We start from the raw sequence: 22,471 nt of genomic DNA, 5'->3' as shown, positions 1-22,471 counted from the left end.
CCGGTACGCGAAAAATCAGCGTTTTCGCAGGTTTACCTGACGGTAACGACTGGCCTTCTATTCACCGGCATGTCGGCGGGATTCCGCCGGCGCAGTCCGCCGGCGGAATCCGAGGGCGCTAGTAGCCGCCCATGATCACCTGCGCGATCAGCCCCGTTGCGACCGACATCAGCACGAAATTGCCGTCGGCGTAGATCCAGCGGTGCCCGTAAGGCGCCGGCCGCAGGCCGTAGTAGTACGGGTCCTGCACATAGTAGTTGCGGTAGATCACCGGCACGTGGGCGCCGCGCCGCCAGACATTTGCGTAGCGCCGGTCGTGCGGCCGATAGCCGTACCCTGGGGCGTACCAATAGCCGGCGCGCACGCCGCGATAGCCGCGCCATTCGGCCCGGTCGCGCCAGGTGTCGGCCCGGCGGCGGTCGTAGCGCGCCTCTCGGCGGGTGTCGCGCAGCTCGCGGCGGCTCTCGCGCACCTCGTGGCGGTCGCGGTTCAGCTCGCGGCGCTCACGCTGGGTGATCACGCCGTCGCGGCGGGCGTCGCGACGGTCTTCACGCAGTTCGCGGCGGTCTTCGCGCAGCTCCCGGCGATCCTCGCGCAGTTCGCGCCGGTTCTCGCGCCGCTCGCCGCGCCAGTCCTGGGCGGAGGCGGCGATCGGGGCGGCCGTCGCGGCGAGGGCGGCGACGGCCAGGATGAGCTTTTTCATGACATCTCCTCGGTGGACCCCGTCCCCGTCGGCGCCCCTCTTCCGGCGCCCCGGCTGAACCGTAGCTGAACCTTCCCGTCAGGCGAGGCTGCGCGCCCGGCGCGCGATCTGCTAGTGAGGCGGGCGATGACGACGCCGCTGCCCGACGCCGCCCCCGCCAACTGGGTCGACCGCCACGCCCCGGCCGGGCTGCGGCCCTGGCTGAAGCTCGGCCGGTTCGACCGGCCGACGGGCATCTGGCTGCTGATGCTGCCCGGCTGGCAGGGGATCGCGCTGGCCGCGGCCATGGAGGGGCGGCTGCCGGACCTGCGTCTGCTCGTGCTGTTCTTCCTCGGTGCGGCGCTGATGCGGGCCGCCGGCTGCGCCTACAACGACATCGTCGATGCGGACTTCGACGCCAAGGTCGCCCGCACCGCCGGCCGGCCGATCCCGTCGGGCCAGATCAGCGTGAAGCAGGCCTGGGGCTTTGTGATCGCCTGCTGCCTCGCGGCCCTTCTGATCCTGCTGAGCTTCCCGCCGCTGGCCATCGCGCTCGGCGCCGGCTCGCTTCTGCTGGTCGCCGCCTATCCGTTCATGAAGCGGATCACCTGGTGGCCGCAGGCCTGGCTGGGCCTGACCTTCAACTGGGGCGCCCTGCTGGGCTTCGCCGCCGCGACCGGGACGCTGGGCTGGCCGGCGGCGCTGCTCTACGCCTCCGGCATCTTCTGGACCCTCGGCTACGACACCATCTACGCCGTCCAGGACCTGGAGGACGACGCCCTGGCCGGCGTGAAGTCCTCCGCCCGGCGGATGGGCGCCGCCGCGCCCAAGGGCGTCCTGGTCTTCTACATGGCCGCGACCTTCCTGGCCCTGGCCGCCGCCTTCGCCGGCGGCCTCGGCCCCCTCTTCTGGCCCGCCGCCGCCCTCTTCGGCCTCCACCTGGCCCGCCAGGCCCAGCGGCTGGACGTCGCCGACCCGCTGGGCGCGCTCAGCCTCTTCAGGTCCAACGCCGTCGCCGGCTTCGTGCTGTTCGTCGCCATCTGCGCGGGCGGCTGGCGGCCCTAGGTGGCGCGGGGTGACAGGTAGCGCCGTGCCGGCGCAACCAGTCACCGAGCCCCGCCGGTGACTGGTTGGGCGCAGCCCTACCTGTCACCCATCTCACGCCGGGGATGTCCCTGGGTCATCCTGTCTTTGAACGGTCATCTGAGCTAAAATGCCCCCATGGCCGTAGCCGCCCGCGTCGATCCTAAGACCTTCTTCCCGCCCGATCAGTGGGCGCGGCTGACGGCGCGCTCGGATCTCAAGGGCCTGGCGCTCATCGTCCACGCCTGGGGCGTCATCGGCCTCGCCGTCGCCATGGCCATGCTCTGGCCGATCACCATCCCGATTGCGGTGATGATCATCGGCGGGCGGCAGCTGGGCCTCGCCATCCTCATGCACGACGCGGCCCACGGCGCCCTGTGCCGCAACCTCAAGCTCAATGACTGGGTCGGCGAGCACCTGACCGCCGGTGGCCTGCACAAATACCGGCCCTACCACCTGCAGCACCATAAATACGCCCAGCAGGCGGAGGACCCCGACCTCGTCCTCTCCGCCCCCTTCCCGATCACCCGCCTGTCCCTGCGCCGGAAGATCCTGCGCGACCTGACGGGCCAGACCTGGCTGAAGCTGCGCTGGGGCCAGGTGGCCGCCGAGCTGAAGGCCCGCAAGGCCGGCGAGCCGGTCTGGCCGATCCTCGCCCGCGAGCTGAAGCGCAAGCGGCGGTTCTTCATCGGCGGCCTCGTCACCACCGCGGTGTTCGCCCCGTTCGGCTATTGGTGGGTCTGGCCGGTGCTGTGGGTGCTGCCCGCCGCCACCTGGCTGCAGATGATCACCCGGCTGCGCAACATCGCCGAGCACGCCTGCGTGGCGAAGGACGAGCCCGATCCGCTGCGCCATGCCCGCACCACGAGAGCCAACCTGATCGAGCGCGCGGTGCTCGCGCCCTACTGGGTCAACTATCACTGCGAGCACCACATGTTCATGCACCTGCCCTGCTACAGCCTGCCCAAGGCGCACCGTCTCCTGAAGGCGCAGGGGGTGACCGAGCGGATGGAGGTCCAGCCGGGGTACCTGAGGGTGCTGGCCATGGCCTCGGCCAAGCCCGCCGCGGCGTGATCGACCAGACCCCGGAGGGCCGCCGGGCCTTCATCCTCGAGAACACCACCCTGCAGGCGCCGCCGCACACGCCGGAGCTGACTCTCCACCTCGCCGACGAGATCACCCCCATCTGGCGGATGACCGAGGAGGCGCTGGAGACGCTGGGCCTGCCGCCGCCCTTCTGGGCCTTCGCCTGGGCCGGCGGTCAGGCGCTCGCCCGCTACGTGCTCGACAACCCGCAGATCGTCGCCGGCAAGCGGGTGATCGACTTCGCCTCGGGCTCCGGCATCGTCGGCGTCGCCGCGGCGAAAGCCGGCGCCGCCGAAGTCCTCTGCGCCGACATCGACGCCTTCTGCGGCGCGGCCGCCCACCTGAACGCCGCCGCCAACGGCGTCGCCCTCAAGACCACCGAACAGAACCTCCTGGACCGCCCGCCGCCGCCCCAGGCCGAGGTCATCCTCGCGGGCGACATCTGCTACGAGGCGCCGCTGGCCGGCCAGGTGATGGACTGGCTCACCGCCGCCAAGGCCGCGGGCGCCCTCGTCCTCGTCGGCGATCCGGGCCGCAGCTACTTCCCCGGCGAGCGCCTGACCAAGCTGATCGAGTACCAGGTGCCCACCACGCGCGAGCTGGAGGACATGGAGGTGAAGAAGACGGCGGTGTGGGCGCTGCCGTAGCCCTTGCGGCGGCGCTGAAAACCGGGACTTGTTGAGCAAGTACAACGGAGTTCGCCCATGCGCCGCCGCACCTTCCTCGCCGCCCTGCCCGCCGCCGTGGCGGCGGGCTCGGCGTTCGCCCAGAGCCGGGCGGGCAATCCGAACCTGAACCGGCCGGACGTGCGGGCCGGGGACCGGATCGACGGCGCGACGTTCGCGACGCGGAGCGCGGCCTGGGGGCTGCACGGGGCGGCGGCGACCGCCCATCCGCTTGCGACGCTGGCGGCGATCGACATCCTGCGGGCCGGCGGCTCGGCGGTGGACGCGGCGATCGCGGCCAATGCGGTGCTGGGGCTGGTGGAGCCGATCGCCTGCGGCATCGGCGGCGACGCCTTCGTCATGCTGTGGGACCCCAAGCAGCGCAAAGTGGTGGGGCTGAACGGCTCCGGGCGCAGCCCCCGAGCCCTGTCCCTGGAGACGGTGCGCAGCCGCGCGAAGAACGGGCTGATCCCGTCCTACGGGGCGGTGTCGGTGAGCGTGCCGGGCGCCGTCGGCGCCTGGGGCGACCTGCACGGCCGGTACGGCAAGCTGCCCTGGAAGAACCTCTTCTCGCGCGCCATCCGCCACGCCGAGGAGGGCCATCCGGTGGCCCAGACGGTCGCCTATTACCTCGGCCGAAGCTTCATCAACTTCAACAAGGCCGGGGCCGGCATCGAGGAGGTGGAGAACTTCAACAAGGTCTGGGCGCCCGAGGGCCGCGCCCCGCGCGAGGGCGAGATCTTCAAGAACCCGGCGCTGGCCCGCACCTACCAGCGGATCGCCGACGGCGGCCCGCGCGAGTTCTACGAGGGCGACATTGCCCGGGACATCGAGCGCTACTTCAAGCGGATCGGCGGCTGGATGACTCGGGCCGACCTGGCCGCCCACCGCTCGGAGTGGGTCGAGCCGCGCGCGTCCAGCTACCGCGGCGTCGACGTCTGGGCCCTCCCGCCCAACAGCCAGGGCCTGGCGACGCTGCAGCTGCTCAACATCCTCGAGACCTTCGACGTGAAGGCCATGGGCTTCCAGTCGGCGGCGGCCATCCACCACGGCGTCGAGGCCAAGCGGCTGGCGTTCGAGGACCGCGCCCGCCACTACGCCGACCCGGCCTTCTACCAGGCCCCGGTCGAATGGCTGATTTCCAAGGACTACGCCCGCGAGCGCGCCAAGCTGATCCGGCCCGACCGCATCCTGACGCCCGTCCATCCCGGCCAGGCGCCGAGCCGCGGGGACACCACCTACTTCTGCGTGGCCGACGCGGACGGGATGATGGTCAGCCTGATCCAGTCCAACTACCGCGGCATGGGCTCGGGGCTGTCGCCGGACGGGATGGGCTTCATGTTCCAGGACCGGGGCGAGCTGTTCGCCCTGGAGGACGGCCACCCCAACCTCTACGCCCCCGGCAAGCGGCCCTTCCAGACCATCATCCCGGGCTTCGCTACCCGCGGCGGCGAGCCCTGGCTGGCCTTCGGCGTCATGGGCGGGGACATGCAGCCGCAGGGCCAGGCGCAGATCATCTCGAACATGGTCGACTTCGGCCTCGACCTGCAGGCCGCGGGCGATGCGCCCCGCTGGCACCACGAAGGCTCCACCGAGCCGACCGGCGAGGCCCAGAAGGGCGTCGGGACCCTGCGGCTGGAGACCGGCGTGCCGGAGACGACGAAGGCGCAGCTCGCCCGCATCGGCTGGAAATTCGGTCCCTCCGACGGCGGCTTCGGCGGCTACCAGGCCATCGAGCGCTGGCCGGGCCGCTACGCCGCAGCCACCGAGATGCGCAAGGACGGCGTGGCGCTGGCGTATTAGGCGCCCTCCTCTCCCCCGAGGCGCAGCCCGAGGGGAGAGGGTAGGGAGAGGGGGGAGCGGCGGCGGCGCTGCGAGGCGGTTGATGGAGGCGCACCTCCGCGGAGCGACTCGCCCAATCACCGGGAGCGGCGTTGCGACCTGGGCCGCCCCTCTCCCGACCTCTCCCCTCGCGCTTCGCGTCGGGGGAGAGGAGGATGGCAACCGATGATCCCCGAACCCACCTTCTTCGCCGCCCCCGAGGACTTCCGCGCCTGGCTGGAAAAGCACCACGCCACGGCGGCCGAGCTGCTGGTCGGATTCTGGAAGGTGGGGTCGGGCAGGCCGTCGATGACCTGGAACGAGTCGGTGGACGAGGCCCTGTCGTTCGGCTGGATTGACGGCGTGCGGCGCTCGCTGGGCGAGGAGGCCTACACGATCCGGTTCACGCCCAGGCGCCGCGGCAGCATCTGGAGCGCCAAGAACATCAGGCGCTTCCATGAGCTGAGGGCCGAGGGGCGGATCCGACCGGCCGGCGAGGCGGCCTTCGCCGACCCGAAGGCCAAGACCGGCCAGTACGCCTTCGAACGGCCGCTCGCCGAACTCGCTCCCGACGAGACCGCCGCCTTCCAGGCCGACCCGGCGGCCTGGACCGCCTTCAACGCCTTCCCGCCCTCGTACCGCAAGGTCGCGCTCAACTGGGTGGTCAGCGCCAGGCGGCCCGAGACCCGCGCCCGCCGCCTCAAGATCCTGATTGAAGACAGCGCCCATGGGCGCAAGATCGGCCTCGTGCGCACAGGGAGGGACGAGGCATGACCCCCGAAGAGGTTCGCCGGCTGGTGCTGTCGTTTCCGGAGACCGAGGAAGGCACCTCCTACGGTCGGCCCTCCTTCAAGGTGAAGGGCAAGTTCTTCACCCGCATCCGGGCCGAGGACGACAGCCTGGTTCTGCTGGAGGTGCCCTTCGACGAGCGCGAGATGCTGATGGAGGCGGAGCCGCAGACCTTCCACATCACGCCGCACTACAAGGACTACCCCAGCGTGCTGGCCCGCATCGAGACGGTCGACCCGGGATCGCTGCGCAACTTCCTCGAGCGGCGCTGGCGCAAGGTGATGCCCAAGAAGCTCGCGCGGCAGTACGAGGCGGCCCTGCCCGGCCCCTGATCCCTGCGCCGCCTTGTCGCAGGGGCCGGTAACCAAGCCTGCAAACCGCTTCTTATAGATGGCCCTGAGCGCAGGGGGCTGCGCCGAGTGTTTTCCGGGGCTCTTCATCAGAGATGCGTATCCTTCTCGTCGCCGCCGCGTTCACGGTCTGCGGCTGCACGCCCATGAGTCTGGAGCAGGGCAAGCGGCTGGCGGCGCGCTACGCCGGCGATACGGCCGCGGTCGAGTTCCGCGACCTGGTCCTCCACGAGGGTCACGTGTGCGGCCAGATGAGCATCGCCGGGGCGGAGGGCGGCTTCCGCGGCTTCATCGCCGAGCTCGACACGGGGCACGTGATCCGCGAGCCGGAGCTGGACAGCCCGGCCGGTCTCACCCCCTACGAGCGGGCGGTGGACCAGCTCGACCGCGGTTCCAGCCTGCTCGACTTCAGCGCCACCAGTCTGCACCTTTGCGGCCGAAGCGTCGCCAGTCCGGCGTTCGAGACCGCGCGCCGCGCGCTCTCGCGGCACATCGGCCTGGCGGCGATTCCCAGACTAGACGAGACCCAGGCGGGCCGCGCAGAACCATGATCTGAAGTCGGATGGAGTGACGCGGCTTGGACAATCCCCAGAGCGCGGTTGCGGCCGAGGTCGGCGACCACAGACAGGTCCCGCTGACCGTCCTGCGCCTGGCGATGCGGGCGTCGAACCAGTTCCTGCTCGACGCGGTCGTCTACGCCTCGGCGGGACGCGACTTCACCGACAACCTGATCCTGCTGGCGATCATCCAGGCGAACGTCGCGCCGATCACGGCCGACCCGGAGCTGCAGCGCCGGTACGCGACGGCCGACGCGCCGCCGCCCGACGAGCTGCGGCGGCCGATCAGCATCAACGCCGTCGCCGCCTCGCTCCAGCTGCCGTTCGAGACCGTGCGCCGCCGGGTCGTGCACATGGCCGAGAAGGGGCTGTGCGAGATCACTCACCGCGGGCTGGTGGTGCCCGAGAGCCAGGTCGTTCCGGCGGCCCACGTCGCCATCCTGGAGACCAACTACCGCGCCGTGAGGGGCCTCTACCTTCGGCTCAGGACCGCCGGCTGCCTGCCCCCGCCCGCCAACTCGCCGCCGGCTCCGGCCGCGCCCCCGCTGCGGGCCGTGGCGCGCCTCTCCTCGGACTTCGTGCTGCGCCTGGTGGATCCGATGATCCGGACGGCGGGGAGCCTGGTCGGCGGCCTCACCCTGCTGGCGGTCTTCGACCTGAACACCCGCAGGATCCCCGACGAGGAGCGCGGCGACGAGCGGGCGGGGCCCGACGGGTTCGTGCCCGACGCTCTGCGCCGTCCGGCCAGCGTGCGGGAGGTGGCCGAGCGGCTGGCCCTGCCCTACGAGCAGACGCGGCGCCGGCTCGCGGCCTTCGCCGCCGAAGGACGCTGCACGCGGGCCGGCGAGGGCTACGTGCTCAGCGCCCAGAACCTGGCCCGCGCCGACATGCTGCAGGCCTACCGCACCAGCTACGGCAGCCTTCAGAGGATGTTCGCCGGCGCCGGGGAGCTGGGCGTGCTGACCGAGTGGGAGCAGGAGCTGGCCGCCGGCTCAGCCCGCTAGAAGTCATCTTCCATCAGCGAGCGGAACTGCTCGAAGATCTCGCGCGTGCGCATCTCCGGCTCGACGGCCTCGGCCTCCTCCGCGCCTTCGGGTTCGGGCGCGGGCCCGCCGACCAGTCGGGCGACCACCAGGCCGTTCTGCACCAGCAACAGCTCCTCGCCGTCCTCCACCCCGCTGAGCAGCTGGGCGGCCTTGGGCGGCAGGTCGTCGAGGTCGAGGCGCTTCATCGGGCGCGACTTAAGCCCCGGCGCCCCGCGGCCGCAAGAGGTGACAGGGGCCGCCGCGGCGCATAGAGGCTTGGCCTGTCCAAGGCGCAGGAGATCCCATGGCGTACCGCTCCTTGCGGGAGTTCCTTCAGAAGCTCGAGGCGTCGGGCGAGCTGGTGCGTGTCTCCGAGCCCGTCTCGTCCGTGCTGGAGATGACCGAGATCCAGCGCCGGCTGCTGGCGACCGGCGGGCCCGCGGTGCTGTTCGAAAAGCCCATCCGCGCCGACGGCCAGGTCGCCTCGATGCCGGCCCTCGTGAACCTGTTCGGCACGGTGAAGCGGGTGGCCATGGGGGTCACCCTGGAGGGCCGCGAACGGACCACCGCCGCCGACCTGCGCGAAGTGGGCGAGCTGCTCGCCTTCCTGCGCGCGCCCGAGCCGCCGCGGGGGCTGAAGGACGCCTTCGACATGCTGCCGCTGGCCAAGACGGTGATGTCCATGCGGCCGGCGACGGTGAAGCGCGCGCCGGTGCAGGAGGTCGTGCTCACCGGCGATCAGATCGACCTCTCGCAGCTGCCGATCCAGACCTGCTGGCCCGGCGAGCCGGCGCCGCTGATCACCTGGCCGCTGGTGGTGACCAAGGGCCCGGGGACGGCCCGCGAGGACGACTACAACCTGGGCATCTACCGCATGCAGGTGCTGGGCAAGGACCGCACCATCATGCGCTGGCTGGCGCACCGCGGCGGCGCTCAGCATCACCAGCGGTGGAAGGCGGCGGGCCGGCCTGAGCCCCTGCCCGCCTGCGCGGTGATCGGGGCCGATCCCGGGACCATCCTGGCGGCCGTCACGCCCGTGCCCGACACCCTCTCGGAGTACCAGTTCGCCGGCCTCTTGCGCGGGGCCAAGCTCGACCTCGTGCCGGCCAAGACCGTGCCGCTGAGGGTGCCGGCCCAGGCCGAGATCGTCATCGAGGGCCACGTGCTGCTCGACGAGTACGCCGACGAGGGCCCCTACGGCGACCACACCGGCTACTACAACTCGGTCGAGAGGTTCCCGGTCTTCCAGGTCAGCGCCATCACCATGCGGCGCGATCCCATCTACCTGACCACCTTCACCGGCCGCCCGCCCGACGAGCCGTCGATCCTCGGCGAGGCCCTGAACGAAGTCTTCATCCCGCTGATCCGCCAGCAGTTCCCGGAGATCGTGGACTTCTGGCTGCCGCCGGAGGGCTGCAGCTACCGCATCGCCGTGGTGTCGATGAAGAAGGCCTACCCCGGCCACGCCAAGCGCGTGATGATGGGCGTCTGGAGCTACCTTCGCCAGTTCATGTACACCAAGTGGGTGATCGTCGTGGACGACGACGTGGACGCCCGCGACTGGAAGGACGTGATGTGGGCCGTCTCCACCCGGATGGACCCGGCCCGCGACGTCACCCTCGTCGAGCACACCCCCATCGACTACCTGGACTTCGCCTCGCCGGAATCCGGCCTGGGCTCCAAGATCGGCCTCGACGCCACCAACAAGCTGCCCCCCGAGACCCACCGCGAATGGGGCCGCCTGCTGGCGATGGATCCGGACGTGGTCGCCGCCGTCACCGAGAAGTGGAGCCGGCTGGGGCTGCCGGAGTAGGCGCCGCCTTCCCTCCCCTTCAGGGGAGGGTGGACGCGAGCGCAGCGAAGCGGACGGGTGGGGGAGTGACCAGGCTGCCGGGCGCTGATTGCGCAGCTCTTCGGCGGTCCAGGACTCCCCCACCCGGTCCCCTTCGGGACCACCCTCCCCTGAAGGGGAGGGAATCCCTTTCCTCTGTCATCGCCGGGCCGACATGAAGCCGCCCCTGACGAAACAGGGGGTAGGCGGACGCCCCGCCGCATTGCCGCGCCCCGCCGCGCAGTCCATCACTCGCCCCGTCCAGACCGCAGGGAGATCACATGGACCCAGGATCCGGCCCGGCCGCGGCGGCGCTCTGGACAGGGCTGCACCTCATTCTGCTGCTTGTCCTCTCGGTGCTGGTCGTGCGCCAGCGGCAGAAGCACCACGTGGCGCTGGGCGACGGCGGGGTGCCGGAGCTGGCCCAGGCGATCCGGGCCTTCGGCAACGCCACCGAATACGTGCCGACCGGGCTGGTCGGCCTCGGCGTCCTGGCCCTGGCGGGAGCGCCGGCGCTGGCGGTGCATCTGGGCGGGGCGATGCTGTTCGGCGGCCGGCTGGCGCACGCCATCGGCCTGTCGCGCTCCGGCGAAACCTCCTGGCCCCGGTCGATCGGGGCCAGCGTCACCTGGCTCGCCTACGTCTTCATCGCCTCCACCCTGCTCGTCTACGCCATCGCCTGAGCTTGCCCGCACCGGCCGCGGCGGCCATATGGCGGGCATGGACGAGAACCTGCTGAGCGACCTCATCTCCCAGGCCCTGAAGGCCGGCGCGGACGCCGCCGAGGCGGTCAGCGCCGAGCGCAGCGCCCTTTCGATCACCGTCCGGCTGGGCGAGCTGGAGGAGGTGGAGCGCGAAGAGGCCCGGGACCTCGGCCTGCGGGTGTTCGTCGGCCGCCGCCAGGCCACGGTGTCCGGCTCGGACATCTCGGCCGAAGCGCGCGCCAAGCTCGTTGAGCGCGCCGTCGCCATGGCCAAGCTGGCGCCGGAGGATCCCTACGCCGGGCTCGCCGACCCCGAGCTGCTGGCCCGCGGCCCCCTCCCCGAGCTCGACCTCTTCGATCCGGCCGAGCCCTCGCCGGAGACCCTGGAAGCCCGCGCCCGGGCCGCCGAGGACGCCGCCCGCGCCGTGGACAAGGTGACCAACTCCGACGGCGCCTCGGCCTCCTGGTCCAGCTCGCAGTGGCGGCTGGTCACCAGCGGCGGCTTTTCCGGCCTGCACCGCGCCTCCGGCTTTTCCATCGGCGCCTCGGCCATCGCCGCCGACGACGGCGGGATGGAGAACGGCCACGACTGGCGTTCGGCCCGCTGGCAGGAGGATCTGCCCGAGCCAGAGCGGATCGGCGCCGAGGCCGGCCGGCGGGCCGCCATGCGGCTGGGGGCCCGCAAGATCGCCTCCACTACCGCCCCGGTGATTTTCGAGAACCGGCTGGCCGCCTCACTGCTGGGCCCGCTGATCGGGGCCATCTCCGGCCCCTCGATCGCCCGCGGCACCTCCTTCCTGAAGGACAAGCTGGGCCAGCAGGTGTTCGCCAAGGGGATCTTCGTCACCGACGACCCGCACCGGGTCCGCGGCCTGGGCTCGAGCCCCTTCGACGACGAGGGCGTCGCCAACGGCCCCCGCGCGCTGATCGACGACGGGGTTCTGACCACCTGGCTGCTGAACTCCAGCTCGGCCCGCCAGCTGAACCTCACCTCCACCGGCCACGCCTCGCGGGGCCTGGCCGGCCCGCCGGGGGTCAGCGTCAACAACCTGACCCTGAAGCCCGGCGACAAGGATCAGACCGAGCTGATGCGCGAGGCGGGATCTGGCCTGCTGGTCACCTCGATGTTCGGCCCCTCGCTGAACGGCAACACCGGCGACTGGTCGGTGGGCTGCTCCGGCTTCTGGTTCGAGAACGGCGAGCTCGCCTACCCGGTCACCGAGATCACCGTCGCCGGGAACCTGATCGACATCTACGGCCGCCTGATCCCCGGCTCGGACCTAGAAATCCGCGGCGCCTCGAACGCGCCGTCCATCCTCGTTGACGCTTTGGCGATCGCTGGCCGGTGAAATGGAGCCCTGCGACGGCTCGGCCGTTGACGTCCGACGCGGGGCGGCCCTATCGCCAACCCAAATGGACCTGATTTTCGGGACTTCTCATGGCTGAGAAACAGCTGCTTCACCTGGTCATCGGCGGCGAGCTGTCGGACCTGGAGCACAACACCTTCAAGGACCTCTCCAAGGTCGACCTCGTCGGCGCCTATCCCTCCTACGACGAAGCCAAGGCCGCCTGGCGCGCCAAGGCCCAGGAGACGGTCGACAACGCCCTGGTCCGCTACTTCATCATCCACGCCCACAAGCTGCTCGACCCCGACGCGGAAGAGGCCGAGCACGAGCACTAGGCCAGCCTAGCCCGGCGGCGCCGAGGAGCCGGCCGCGTCGCAGGCCTCGGCCGGCTTCGGGCCGCTTTCCGGCTCGACCAGGTGCAGCGTCGGCCCGGCGACGTCGATCACCGCCTGGTGGGCCTTCATCACGTCCTGGCCGACGATGCCCGAGATCGGCTGATCGGACAGCCGGCTGAGGGCGCCGGTGACCTGCGACAGGTCGGTGGTGACGATGGTCCCCTGGCGCACGGGCACGGGGCCGATGCGCAGCTCCTCGAGGCTCCACTGGCGCGCGCCGGTCGACCCGCCCAGCCCGACGGCTGCGCCGCGTAGGCCGAGGCGCGGCTTAAGCCCGAACTTCTCCGCAAGCGCGGCGTCGAGCACCGTGACGTTGGCGCCGGTGTCGACCACGAAGGTCGCGGGCTGGCCGTTCAGGCTGACCTCCACGAGATGATGGCCGCTCCGCAGCTCGCGCAGCGGGATCGCCGTGAAGCCGAGCTGGCAGAGCGCCTGCCCCACCGTCTCCGACAGCCCCGGCCGCAGCGGCGGCGGAGCCGCGCCCGGCACGGCCACCTGGTCGCAGGCGGCGATCAACAGGAGCGCGGCGATGGCGAGGTTCCGCATGCCTGCGCAATGGCCCGACCTGCCGGCGGTTCCGGCCTATCGCATGTGGCGGCGGAACCAGTCGATCACCAGCCGGTCGCGTTCGCGCCAGTTGAGGTCGAGGGCGTGGGTGTCGTTCGCGAACACGTGCACTTCGTAGGGGCGCCCCCGCGACTGCAGCCGGCTGGCCATCTGCAGGGTGTTATCGGGATGGGCGCGCCAGTCGGCCGTGCCGTGCAGCAGAAGCACGGGCGGCAGGTCCACCTTGTCGGCGAACTCGATGGGCGAGCGCCGGCGCATGGCGACCTCCGGGGCGGGGTTCCAGTCGGGCATCAGTTGGCTCCACACCCGCTGCGGCAGCTCGGGCCGCCGCTCGGCCTCGCTGAGTACGTCCGCCAGCGCGCTCTCGGCGACGAAGGCGTTCACGTCGGCCCCGTCGCGCGCCGCGAGGTAGGCCATCATCCCGCCCCTCGAGCGGCCCCACATGAAGACGTTCCTCGGATCCACCTCGGGAAGGCTGCGGGCCAGCTTGATGGCGTTGAGCACGTCGTGGACGTCGGCGCCGCCGAACTCGTCCTGCCCTTCCCCGCCGTCCGCGCCGCGGTACTGGACCCCGATGACCACGAATCCGGCGCCGGTCAGGGCCGCCATCCGCCGCTGGCTGTCGGGCCCGAACTTGCCGAAGTCGCGGTTGCCGCCGCGGAGCGCGACCACGGCCGGTAGCCGCCGGCCCGGCTGCATGTCTGCCGGCCGCCAGATGTAGGCGGCCACCTTCAGTCCGTCCGAGCCGTAGAAGACCTTTTCGCAGGCGGCCGGCCGCCCTAGGCCGGCCTCGTACTCGGCGCGGGTGATCAGGGCCTTGCGATAGGTGTCGACCGGCGGCTGCGGGACGCCCGCCTGGCGTCCGAGCGCGGCCTCGTCCTCATAGTCCTTCAACCGCGCGGCGACCCAGGCGTCGTAGCTCTCGCTCTGCGGCGGACAGGGCCGGCCCTCGATCAGCCGCCCGTCCGCGGGCCGCGCCTGCGCCGCCGAGGCGAGCGCCACCGCCGCCATGACCACAATGATCGCCCGCACCCTCGCCCTCCGGATTGAACACGGAGAGGTACCGCGGTTCGGCGCAGGAGTTCGGTGGAGCCCGTTCGGTCATTCCGGGCGGCTGACGGGGAGCCCTCGCCATGGCTGAGCTGAAGGCCCGTGTGGCGGCGCGCGGCCCTAGCCCCCTACTCCCGCTTCAGGAACCGCTCCGTCATCAGCGTGCCCCACCACTGGGCGCGGAAGTCGGCCTTGATGCCGGCGGGGTCGTACATCGGGCTCTCGACCCATTCCAGGAAGCTCATCCCGGCCGGTTCGCCTTCGCGCAGGTAGCGCTCGAAGGTGTAGTCGAGGACGCCCGTCTTGCCGTGGCGGACGTGCAGGTAGCGCAGATGGAGCTGGTCCATCGCCTCGCGGATCGTCTTCCCCTTGCGGAAGTGCATGTAGAAGACGCTCATGATCCCGGCCCGGTCCGCGCCGGACTTGCAGTGCATCAGGGCCGGGTACGCGATGGTCTCGAAGAGGCGCTTGGCGCCCAGCACGCGGTCGCGGATCGGCACCTCGCGCGAGGTGATGGTGAAGTCGACCATGGTCAGGCCGTGCTTCTCGCAGGCGTGCTTCTCCAGCGCGTGGAAGCTGGCGTCGAACCCGCCGCGCAGGTTGATGACCGTCTTGATGCCCCGCTTCTTCCAGGCCGCCAGCTGGTGCGGCCAGGGCTGGTTGGTGCGCACCAGCTCCTCGCTGATCCAGTGGGCGTTGGAAAAGCCCAGGCGCAGGTAGGCGTGGTCGTTCCACAGATAGTCGAGATAGGTCCGCACCCGCCCGCCGGGCGTGGACATGTCGAATCGGTTCTCGGGGCGGTCGGGTTTGAGCACGACGCTTACCTAGGAGGTCGGGGCGACGAGCGCAAAGCGGCGAAGCGTCCAAAGACCTCTCCCCGCTTGCGGGGAGAGGGTTGGGTGAGGGGCGCCCGGCGAAACCGCGCCCGTCGCGAAGCGGCGGACACGGGGCGAGCGGAGAGTCCCCCCTCACCCTACACTCTCCCCCCGCCGAGCGAGGGGAGAGGTCTTTGGTCACAGCGTCTTGGCCAGCGCCGCCAGCTGGTCGGCGCAGATGCCCCAGCCTTCGTGGAAGCCCATCTCCTCGTGCTGCTTCTTGGACTCGGCGGTCCAGTGGCGGGCGCGGGCGATGTAGCGGGTGCGGCCGTTCCCCAGGTCGTGGAACTCCACAATGCCGGTGAAGAAGGGCTGCTCGGTGGGGACCCAGCCGGCGGTGTAGGCGTCGGTGAAGACGATCTTCTTGCCGGGGATCACCTCCAGGTAGACGCCGGCGTTGGGCATCTCGGTCCCGTCCGGGCCGCGCATGACGATCAGCGAGGCGCCGCCGGGCCGAAGGTCCGTCTCGGCGTGCGGCACTTCCCAGGGCTTGGGCGCGAACCACTGCTTGATCAGCTCCGGCTCGGTCCAGCAGCGGTAGAGGACGTGGGCCGGGGCGTCGATCTCGCGGACGAGGACCAGTTCGCGGTCGTTGATCGGGGCGGTGTCGTCGAGGGGCATGAGGCTCTCCTTGGCTGGCGTTCAGCCTAAGGACGCACGAGATCGCGACAAGCCGACATTCCCTCGCGCGTAATCCGGTCGCCTTGACTTCGGCGCCGCAAAATCCGACCCCAGGACCATGACCGAGAGCGCGCGCCACGCCGACGCCGGGGCCGACCTGCCGGCCCGCGCGCTGATCGCACGGCTGTGGGGCCGCTACCTCGCCCCGCGGTGGCCGGCGCTGGCGCTGTCGCTCGTGGCGGCGGTGGCGGTGGCCTACACGAGCGCGGCCCTGGTCGCGATCCTCGAGCCGGCCATCAACGACCTGATGGTGTTCAAGACCGCGGCCGCGCTGACCGCGATCCCCCTGACCATCGCGGCCCTCGCGGTCGGCCGCGCCTTCGCGCAGGTGGTCCAGGCCACGGTGGTCAACCGGGTCGGCAACGCCGTGGTCGGCGACGTCCAGGTGCAGCTGTTCGGCAAGCTGGTGCGGGCTGACCTGGCCCGCCTGCGGGAAAAGCACTCCGGGGCCTACGTCTCCTCGGTGCTCTACGACGCCGGGCTGATCCGCGAGGCGGCGACGGCCGGGATCGTCAACTACGTCCAGCACGCGCTGATCGTCATCGGCGCCCTGTCGGTGATGGTCTCCAACGACCGGGCCCTGACGCTGGGGGTCCTGGTCGCAGCCCCGCTGGCCACCGGGGTGATGCGGCGCTTCTCCAAGCGCACCACCAAGGCCGCCAAGGGGGCCATGGCCGAAACCTCCGCCCTCTCCACGGCGATCATGGAGAGCCTGGACGGCGTGCGCGTCGTGAAGATCGAGAACCGCGAGGCGCACGAGGAGGCCCGGGTCGCCGAGGTGGTCCGCCGCCGCCAGAAGCACCTGGTGAAGGGCGCCAACGCCCGCGCCGCGGCCGCGCCGTCCACCGAGCTGATCATGACCCTGATCACCGCCGCAGTACTGGCCTACGCCGGCTGGCGGGCCCAGACGGGCGCGATGAACGTCGGCGCCTTCGTGGCCTTCATGGCCGCGCTCGCCATGGCCTCGCAGTCGCTGCGCCAGCTCGCCAACCTGCAGACGGTGATGGCCGAGGGCCTCTCCGCCGCCCGCCGCCTGTTCGCCGCGCTGGACGTGGAGCCGGAGGTGCGCGATCGCGCGGGCGCGGCGGCGCTGCCGCGCGGCGAGGGGACGATCCGCTTCGAGGACGTCGGCTTCTCATACGCCGAGGGCCCGCCGGCGCTCAGCGACGTGAAGCTTGAGGTCCGCCGCGGCGAGACGGTGGCCCTGGTCGGCCCCTCGGGCGGGGGCAAGAGCACCATCCTCAACCTGATCCCCCGCTTCTACGACGTGACCCAGGGCCGGGTGACGATCGACGGGATCGACGTGCGCGACGTCACCCTCGCCTCGCTGCGCGACCAGATCGCGCTCGTCACGCAGGAGCCCTTCCTGTTCGACGACACCATCCGCGCCAACATCGCCTATGCGCGTCCCGACGCCTCGCAGGCCGACATCGAGGCGGCGGCCCAGGCGGCGGCCGCGCACGACTTCATCGCCGAGCTGCCGAACGGCTACGAGACCCTGGTCGGCGAGGCCGGCGCCCGGCTTTCCGGCGGCCAGCGCCAGCGGATCGCCATCGCCCGGGCCTTCCTGAAGGACGCGCCGATCCTGCTGCTGGACGAGGCCACCAGCGCCCTGGACGCCGAGAGCGAGGCCCAGGTGCAGACCGCGCTCGCCCGGCTGATGGCCGGCCGCACCACCATGCTGATCGCCCACCGGCTCTCCACCGTGCGCGCCGCCGACCGGATCTACGTCATCGACCGGGGCCGGGTCGTGGAGGAAGGCGACCACGCGGGGCTGATCCGCAAGCGCGGCCTCTATGCGCGGCTGGCCAAGAGCCAGGACCTGGAGTCGGAGACCGCCGCTTGAAGGGACTGCTGCGCAACCCGGCGGTCCAGTCCTTCCTCGGCTGGGTGCTCGCCGCCTACCTGAAGCTCGTGCTGCGCACGATCCGCTGGCGGCACGAGAACGTGGACTGCGTCGAGCCGGTGCTGGCGGGCGATGGCGGCGCCATCGCCCTGTTCTGGCACGGACGCATCCCGCTGTGTCTGGCGACCGCCCCGCAGTGGTGGCGCAAGCGGACGCGGGCGATGATCTCGCCCTCGGCGGACGGGGAGTTCATCGCCCAGGCGCTGGCCCGCGCCGGCTTCCCCGCCATCCGCGTCTCCTCGGCCAAGCCGGGCGATACAGCCAAGGCCCGGGCGGCGGTGGCGGGCTTCCGCGAGGCCATGACCTGGGTCGCCGACGGCGGCGCGCTCGTCATCACCCCCGACGGCCCGCGCGGGCCCAACGAGGTGATCGCCGCCGGCGCTCTGCAGATCGCCCGGCGCACCGGCGCGCCGGTCTTCCTGATGGGCATCGCCGCCCATCCGGCGACCCAGCTGAAGACCTGGGACAAGGTGATGTTCGCCGCCCCGTTCGGTCGCGGCGCCGTCGTCTGGGACGGCCCCTACCACGCCCCGCCGAAGCTGGACGAAGCGCAGGCCGAGGCGCTGATCGCCGACTGGTCGCAGCGGCTGTCGGCGGCCACGCGACGCGCCGAGGCGCTGGTCGGCCGCCCCGTTGCCGACGCCGCGGCGGGGTGAGAGATAGGGGCATGGCCCACGCCGGTCACCATCACGCCCACGACCACGGCCACCACGACCATGGCCGGCACGATCATGGCCATCACCATGGCCCCGGCCACCATCACGGGCCGCCGCCGGACGCCGGGCGGGCGTTCGCCATCGCCGTCGGGCTGAACACGGCCCTGGTGCTGGGTCAGGCGGCCGCCGGCCTCTGGTTCGGCTCCCTCGCGCTGCTGGCCGACGCCGGTCACAACCTCTCGGACGTGCTGAGCCTGGTGCTGGCCTGGACCGCGGCCGTGCTGGCCAGGCGCGCGCCCACGGCGCGGCGGACCTATGGCCTGCGCAAGGGCTCCATCCTCGCCTCGCTGGCCAACGCGGTCCTGTTGCTGGTGGCGGTGGGGGTGATCGTCTCCGAGGCGATCCGGCGGCTGCAGGCGCCGGCCGAGGTCGCCACAACGCCGGTGATGATCGTCGCGGGGCTGGGGGCGCTGATCAACACCGCCACGGCGATGATGTTCATGCGCGGCCGCCACCACGACCTGAACATCCGCGGCGCCTTCCTGCACATGGCGGCCGACGCCGGCGTCTCGCTGGCCGTGGTGGTGGGCGCCGGGCTGATGGCGCTGACCGGCGCCCTGTGGATCGACCCGGCGCTCAGCCTGCTGATCGCGGCGGTGATCGTCATCGGCACCTGGGGTCTGCTGCGCGAATCCATGGACCTGGCGCTCGACGCCGTTCCCAAGGGCGTCGACGTCGACGCGGTGCGCGCCTGGCTGGCCAGCCGGCCGGGAGTCACCGACGTCCACGACCTGCACATCTGGGCGATGAGCACCACCGAGACGGCGCTGACCGCCCACATCACCCGCCCGGCGAACGCCGACCCCGACGGCTTCCTGCACGCCGCCTGCGAGGGCCTGGCGCACCGGTTCGGCATCGGCCACGCCACCTTGCAGGTGGAGACAGGCGACGGCGACGCCTGCCGTCTCGCGCCCGCGGACGTGGTGTGAGCCCCCGCTCCCTCGCGCTCGGCGCCTACCGCGCCGCCACGGGCCTGGCCGAGCCGCTGGCGCCCGCGCTGCTGAACGGCCGCGCCCGCCGGGGCAAGGAGGATCCCGCCCGGATCGCCGAGCGCCTGGGCCGGCCCACCGCGCCTCGGCCGGCCGGCCCGCTGGCCTGGCTGCACGCGGTGAGCGTCGGCGAGGCGGTGTCGATCCTGCCGCTGGCGCAGGCGCTGCGGGCCCGCCGGCCGGAGCTCTCGGTCCTCGTCACCTCCGGCACCCGCACCTCGGCCGAGTTGCTGGCGAAGCGCCTGCCGCAGGGCGCCCTGCACCAGTACGCGCCGGTGGACGGGCCTGCCGCCGTCGCCCGCTTCCTGGCCCACTGGCGGCCCGACCTTGGGATCTTCGTCGAGAGCGAGCTGTGGCCGAACCTGATCCTGCAGGCCAGGCGCGCGGGCGTCCGCCTGGCGCTGCTGTCGGCCCGGATGACCGAAGCCAGCGCCCGGGGATGGTCGCGCGCGCCCGCCGCCGCCGCCGAGCTGCTCGCCGCCTTCGACCTGATCCTCGCCCAGGACGAGGCGACCGCCGCGCGCCTGCAACGCCTTGGCGGCTCGCCGTCCGGCCGGCTGAACCTCAAGCTGGTCGGCGAGCCCCTGCCCTGCGATGCGGACGAGCTCGCGCGCCTGAAGGCCGGCCTCGCCGGCCATCCCGCCGTGCTGGCGGCCAGCACCCATCCGGGCGAAGAGGCGCTGATCGCCCGCGCCTGGCGCGCGGCCGGCGCCCCGGGCCTGCTGATCGTGGCGCCACGCCACCCGGACCGCGGCCCGGCCGTCGCGGCGGAGCTGACGGCGCTCGGGCTGACGGCCGCACTTCGCAGCCGCGGCGAGGCGCCCGGCGGGGCCGACGTCTACCTGGCCGACACCCTCGGCGAGCTCGGGCTGTTCTTCCGCCTGGCGGCCGTCACCGTGATGGGCGGCGCCTTCGTTCCCGGGGTCGGCGGCCACAACCCCCTGGAGCCGGCGCGGCTCGGCTGCGCCGTCGTCACCGGCGCCGACGTCTTCAACGCCGCCGACGTCTACGCCGAAATGGCCGAGGCGGGGGCGGTGGTGGTGGTCGGCGACGAGGCCGAGCTGGCCGCGACGCTGCGCGACCTCCTGGCGACGCCCGACCGCGCCAGCAGCCTGGGCGCGGCCGCCCTCGCCTACGCCCAGCGGCAGGGGGCGGCGCTGGACGAGGCGCTGGCCCGCCTCTCGCCCCTGCTGCCGGCATGAGCCTCGGCACCCCCCGGTGGTGGTACCAGCGGCGCGGCGGCGCCATGGGCGCCACCCGCCTCTTGCTGACGCCGGTCTCCTGGATCTGGGCCGGCGTCACCGCCTGGAAGATCGCCAGCGCCAAACCGATCGATCCCGGCGTCCCGGTGATCTGCGTCGGCAACCTGACGATGGGCGGAACCGGCAAGACGCCGATCGTCCGCGCCCTGATGGCCCACATCACCGCGCTCGGCGTGCCGGTGCACGGCCTCTCCCGCGGCTATGGCGGGCGGCTGCCGGGGCCCGTCGAGGTCGATCCCGAGCGGCACAGCGCCCAGGACGTGGGCGACGAGCCGCTGCTGCTGGCGCTCGAAGGCCCCGTCTGGGTGGCGCGCAACCGGGCCGACGGGGCCGAGGAGGCCGCCATCTCCGGCGCGGCGGTGATCGTCATGGACGACGGCCACCAGAACGGCTCGGTGGCCAAGGCCCTGTCGCTGGTGGTGGTCGACGGCGAGACGCGGGACGGCGAGTGGCCGTTCGGCGGCGGCGGCGTGTTCCCGGCCGGGCCGATGCGCGAGCCGCTGCAGGCGGGCCTGGCCCGGGCGGACGCCGTGGTGCTGCTGATGCCGGCGGACCTGGGCCGTCCCGACCCGGAGCTCCTGAAGCTGTTCGGCGCGACTCCGGTGCTGATCGCCCGGCTCGAGCCCGCCCAGTCGCCGCCTCGCGGACCCCAGCTCGGCTTCGCGGGCGTCGGAAAGCCCTGGAAGGTGGAGCGCTCGCTGCGCGCCGCCGGCTGCGAGCTGATCGACTTCGCCGCCTTCCCCGACCACTTCGCCTACGACGAGGCGACGCTGCAGGCCCTGCACGCCCGCGCCCTCGACGCCGGCGCGGGCCTCGTTACGACCGAGAAGGACTGGGTCCGCCTGCCGCCCCACTGGCGCGGCCGCGTCGTCGCCTGGCCCGTGCGGGCGCGGTTCTCCGATCCCGCCCTGCTGAACAAGCTGCTGGAGCGCGTGCTGCCGGACTAGCCCGTGGCGCCGGCCTTCTGGGCGAACTTCCAGCCGGCCTGGGCGAGGGAGACCACGCGCGGGGCCATGGCGGCGGCCTGCGGGCTGTTGGCCGTGCCGTCGCGGGCCCGCCCGACGATGCCCTGGATGATCCCGGCCAGCCGGAAGATGTTGTAGGCGAAGTACCAGTTGAGGTCCGGCAGGCCCGGGCGGCCGGTCAGCCGGCAGTACTCGTCCACATACTCCTCGATGGTCGGGATGCCGTGGGCCTTCAGGTCCGGGATCGTCGCGACCGTGCCGTTGACCCAGTTCATCAGGAGGTAGGTGAAGTCGGCCAGCGGCTCGCCGAGGGTGGAGAGCTCCCAGTCGAGCACGGCGATTACCCGCGGCTCGGTGGGATGGAAGATCATGTTGTCCAGCCGGTAGTCGCCGTGGACGATCGAGGTGCGCTCCTGCGGCGGCAGCGTCTTGGGCAGCCAGTCGATCAGCCGCTCCATCTCCTCGATGTGCTGGGTCTCGGAGGCCTTGTACTGCTTGGTCCAGCGGTCGACCTGCCGGCCCATGTAGTTGCCGGGCTTGCCGTAGTCGCCAAGGCCGATCTTCTCGTGGTCGGTGTTGTGCAGATCGGCCAGGGTCTTCAGCTTGCCCATGAAGATGGCGCGCCGCTCGGCCGGCTCGTACTGGGGCAGGCTCTGGTCCCAGAGGATCCGGCCCTCCACCATGTCCATCACGTAGAACATGGTGCCGATAACGCTATCGTCCGTGCACAGGCCGTAGGTCTTGGCGACCGGGAAGCCGGTCGTGCCGAGGGCCGTGATCACCTTGTACTCGCGGTCCACCGCATGGGCCGAGGGCAGCAGCTTGCCCGGCGGCTTGCGCCGCATGACGTACTTCTTGCCCGGCGTGACCAGTTGGTAGGTCGGGTTGGACTGGCCGCCCTTGAACTGGCGCACCTCCAGCGGGCCCGCGTAGCCCTCGACGTTGGCCTGCATCCAGCGGTCGAGCGCGGCCTCGTCGAACTTGTGGGACTCCGCGACCTCTTTCGTGCCGGTGTTCAGCTGCTCGCGCTGCTGCTCGGCGGCGTCGATGACGGCCATGGGCGGCTCCCTTTTTCTAACGCTTGTTCGGCGCGACCATACCGAGGCTGCCAGGGCCGCGGCAACGGC

The 22,471-nt window shown here is 72.0% G+C and carries 24 protein-coding genes; 17 read left to right on the top strand and 7 right to left on the bottom strand.

All coding sequences use genetic code 11. From position 1 onward, the window contains the following. Positions 1-118: 118 nt before the first annotated feature. Entirely contained in the window at positions 119-703 is a 585-nt protein-coding gene (locus ACFSC0_RS11255) for an RcnB family protein (RefSeq protein ID WP_377282840.1), read from the bottom strand. A gap of 126 nt (positions 704-829) precedes the next feature. On the opposite strand from ACFSC0_RS11255, the gene ubiA reads away from it, so the two are divergent. From ubiA to ACFSC0_RS11215, 8 genes are all read left to right on the top strand, one after another. Further along, positions 830-1,747: a 4-hydroxybenzoate octaprenyltransferase gene (ubiA, locus tag ACFSC0_RS11250; RefSeq protein ID WP_377282841.1), complete on the top strand. Its 918-nt coding sequence runs from the start codon at positions 830-832 to the stop codon at positions 1,745-1,747. Positions 1,748-1,903: 156 nt separating this feature from the next. Beyond that, the gene (locus ACFSC0_RS11245; RefSeq protein ID WP_377282842.1) at positions 1,904-2,839 is read left to right on the top strand and encodes a fatty acid desaturase family protein; all 936 of its coding nucleotides are present in this window, start codon (positions 1,904-1,906) and stop codon (positions 2,837-2,839) included. Further along, positions 2,836-3,498, top strand: coding sequence for a class I SAM-dependent methyltransferase (locus tag ACFSC0_RS11240; protein ID WP_377282843.1), 663 nt, complete (start codon positions 2,836-2,838; stop codon positions 3,496-3,498). The genes ACFSC0_RS11245 and ACFSC0_RS11240 overlap by 4 nt, the downstream gene beginning before the upstream one ends. Before the next feature lie 57 nt (positions 3,499-3,555). Beyond that, positions 3,556-5,319 carry a gamma-glutamyltransferase family protein gene (locus tag ACFSC0_RS11235; protein ID WP_377282844.1) on the top strand — a complete coding sequence of 588 codons (1,764 nt, stop codon included), beginning with the start codon at positions 3,556-3,558 and terminating at the stop codon, positions 5,317-5,319. 204 nt (positions 5,320-5,523) lie between these two features. After that, positions 5,524-6,111 (top strand): YdeI/OmpD-associated family protein, encoded by a 588-nt coding sequence (locus ACFSC0_RS11230; RefSeq protein WP_377282845.1) that lies wholly within the window; start codon positions 5,524-5,526, stop codon positions 6,109-6,111. Continuing rightward, positions 6,108-6,458 carry an MmcQ/YjbR family DNA-binding protein gene (locus ACFSC0_RS11225; RefSeq protein WP_377282846.1) on the top strand — a complete coding sequence of 117 codons (351 nt, stop codon included), beginning with the start codon at positions 6,108-6,110 and terminating at the stop codon, positions 6,456-6,458. Before ACFSC0_RS11230 ends, ACFSC0_RS11225 begins: the two co-directional genes overlap by 4 nt. 113 nt (positions 6,459-6,571) lie before the next feature. Further along, entirely contained in the window at positions 6,572-7,027 is a 456-nt protein-coding gene (locus ACFSC0_RS11220; protein WP_377282847.1) for a hypothetical protein, read from the top strand. 26 nt (positions 7,028-7,053) lie between these two features. Continuing rightward, entirely contained in the window at positions 7,054-8,037 is a 984-nt protein-coding gene (locus ACFSC0_RS11215; RefSeq protein ID WP_377282848.1) for a hypothetical protein, read from the top strand. On the opposite strand, the gene ACFSC0_RS11210 is transcribed toward ACFSC0_RS11215, so the two are convergent. After that, the gene (locus ACFSC0_RS11210) at positions 8,034-8,264 is read right to left on the bottom strand and encodes a hypothetical protein (RefSeq protein WP_377282849.1); all 231 of its coding nucleotides are present in this window, start codon (positions 8,262-8,264) and stop codon (positions 8,034-8,036) included. The two genes, ACFSC0_RS11215 and ACFSC0_RS11210, sit on opposite strands and share 4 nt — an antisense overlap. A 98-nt stretch (positions 8,265-8,362) precedes the next feature. Here ACFSC0_RS11210 and ACFSC0_RS11205 point away from each other — a divergent pair, with 98 nt between their 5' ends. From ACFSC0_RS11205 to ACFSC0_RS11190, 4 genes are all read left to right on the top strand, one after another. Continuing rightward, positions 8,363-9,871: a UbiD family decarboxylase gene (locus tag ACFSC0_RS11205; protein WP_377282850.1), complete on the top strand. Its 1,509-nt coding sequence runs from the start codon at positions 8,363-8,365 to the stop codon at positions 9,869-9,871. Positions 9,872-10,170: 299 nt separating this feature from the next. Then, positions 10,171-10,572, top strand: a complete 402-nt coding sequence (locus tag ACFSC0_RS11200) for an MAPEG family protein (RefSeq protein ID WP_377282851.1) — start codon at positions 10,171-10,173, stop codon at positions 10,570-10,572. A 37-nt stretch (positions 10,573-10,609) separates the two neighbouring features. After that, positions 10,610-11,941, top strand: a complete 1,332-nt coding sequence (locus tag ACFSC0_RS11195) for a TldD/PmbA family protein (RefSeq protein WP_377283315.1) — start codon at positions 10,610-10,612, stop codon at positions 11,939-11,941. A gap of 89 nt (positions 11,942-12,030) precedes the next feature. Further along, on the top strand, positions 12,031-12,273 hold the full coding sequence (locus ACFSC0_RS11190) for a DUF4170 domain-containing protein (protein ID WP_377282852.1): 243 nt from the start codon (positions 12,031-12,033) through the stop codon (positions 12,271-12,273). A 6-nt stretch (positions 12,274-12,279) separates the two neighbouring features. On the opposite strand, the gene ACFSC0_RS11185 is transcribed toward ACFSC0_RS11190, so the two are convergent. The 4 genes from ACFSC0_RS11185 to ACFSC0_RS11170 form a co-directional block, all read right to left on the bottom strand. Beyond that, positions 12,280-12,879, bottom strand: coding sequence for a retropepsin-like aspartic protease (locus ACFSC0_RS11185; protein WP_377282853.1), 600 nt, complete (start codon positions 12,877-12,879; stop codon positions 12,280-12,282). A gap of 36 nt (positions 12,880-12,915) precedes the next feature. Then, a complete protein-coding gene (locus ACFSC0_RS11180) occupies positions 12,916-13,932 on the bottom strand; it encodes an alpha/beta hydrolase family protein (protein ID WP_377282854.1) in 1,017 nt (338 codons plus the stop codon). Positions 13,933-14,078: 146 nt separating this feature from the next. Continuing rightward, on the bottom strand, positions 14,079-14,729 hold the full coding sequence (locus ACFSC0_RS11175) for a fused DSP-PTPase phosphatase/NAD kinase-like protein (RefSeq protein WP_377283316.1): 651 nt from the start codon (positions 14,727-14,729) through the stop codon (positions 14,079-14,081). Between the two features lie 234 nt (positions 14,730-14,963). Next, positions 14,964-15,446, bottom strand: a complete 483-nt coding sequence (locus ACFSC0_RS11170; RefSeq protein ID WP_377282855.1) for an SRPBCC family protein — start codon at positions 15,444-15,446, stop codon at positions 14,964-14,966. Positions 15,447-15,564: 118 nt separating this feature from the next. On the opposite strand from ACFSC0_RS11170, the gene ACFSC0_RS11165 reads away from it, so the two are divergent. The 5 genes from ACFSC0_RS11165 to lpxK are packed head-to-tail and all read left to right on the top strand — an operon-like array spanning position 15,565 to position 21,326. Beyond that, complete coding sequence (locus ACFSC0_RS11165) at positions 15,565-17,352, top strand: ABC transporter ATP-binding protein (RefSeq protein ID WP_377282856.1); 1,788 nt, start codon at positions 15,565-15,567, stop codon at positions 17,350-17,352. Then, complete coding sequence (locus ACFSC0_RS11160; protein ID WP_377282857.1) at positions 17,349-18,068, top strand: lysophospholipid acyltransferase family protein; 720 nt, start codon at positions 17,349-17,351, stop codon at positions 18,066-18,068. The genes ACFSC0_RS11165 and ACFSC0_RS11160 overlap by 4 nt, the downstream gene beginning before the upstream one ends. Before the next feature lie 11 nt (positions 18,069-18,079). Next, complete coding sequence (locus tag ACFSC0_RS11155) at positions 18,080-19,057, top strand: cation diffusion facilitator family transporter (RefSeq protein WP_377282858.1); 978 nt, start codon at positions 18,080-18,082, stop codon at positions 19,055-19,057. Next, entirely contained in the window at positions 19,054-20,319 is a 1,266-nt protein-coding gene (locus tag ACFSC0_RS11150) for a 3-deoxy-D-manno-octulosonic acid transferase (RefSeq protein WP_377282859.1), read from the top strand. Before ACFSC0_RS11155 ends, ACFSC0_RS11150 begins: the two co-directional genes overlap by 4 nt. Continuing rightward, complete coding sequence (gene lpxK / locus ACFSC0_RS11145; protein ID WP_377282860.1) at positions 20,316-21,326, top strand: tetraacyldisaccharide 4'-kinase; 1,011 nt, start codon at positions 20,316-20,318, stop codon at positions 21,324-21,326. The genes ACFSC0_RS11150 and lpxK overlap by 4 nt, the downstream gene beginning before the upstream one ends. Here the strand turns inward: lpxK and ACFSC0_RS11140 are convergent. Beyond that, positions 21,323-22,402 (bottom strand): phosphotransferase, encoded by a 1,080-nt coding sequence (locus ACFSC0_RS11140; RefSeq protein WP_377282861.1) that lies wholly within the window; start codon positions 22,400-22,402, stop codon positions 21,323-21,325. The two genes, lpxK and ACFSC0_RS11140, sit on opposite strands and share 4 nt — an antisense overlap. Positions 22,403-22,471 lie beyond the last annotated feature (69 nt).

The sequence above is a fragment of the Phenylobacterium terrae genome (assembly GCF_042681205.1).
GTDB lineage: Bacteria > Pseudomonadota > Alphaproteobacteria > Caulobacterales > Caulobacteraceae > Phenylobacterium > Phenylobacterium terrae.
This window is presented reverse-complemented; position numbering and strand designations above follow the sequence as displayed.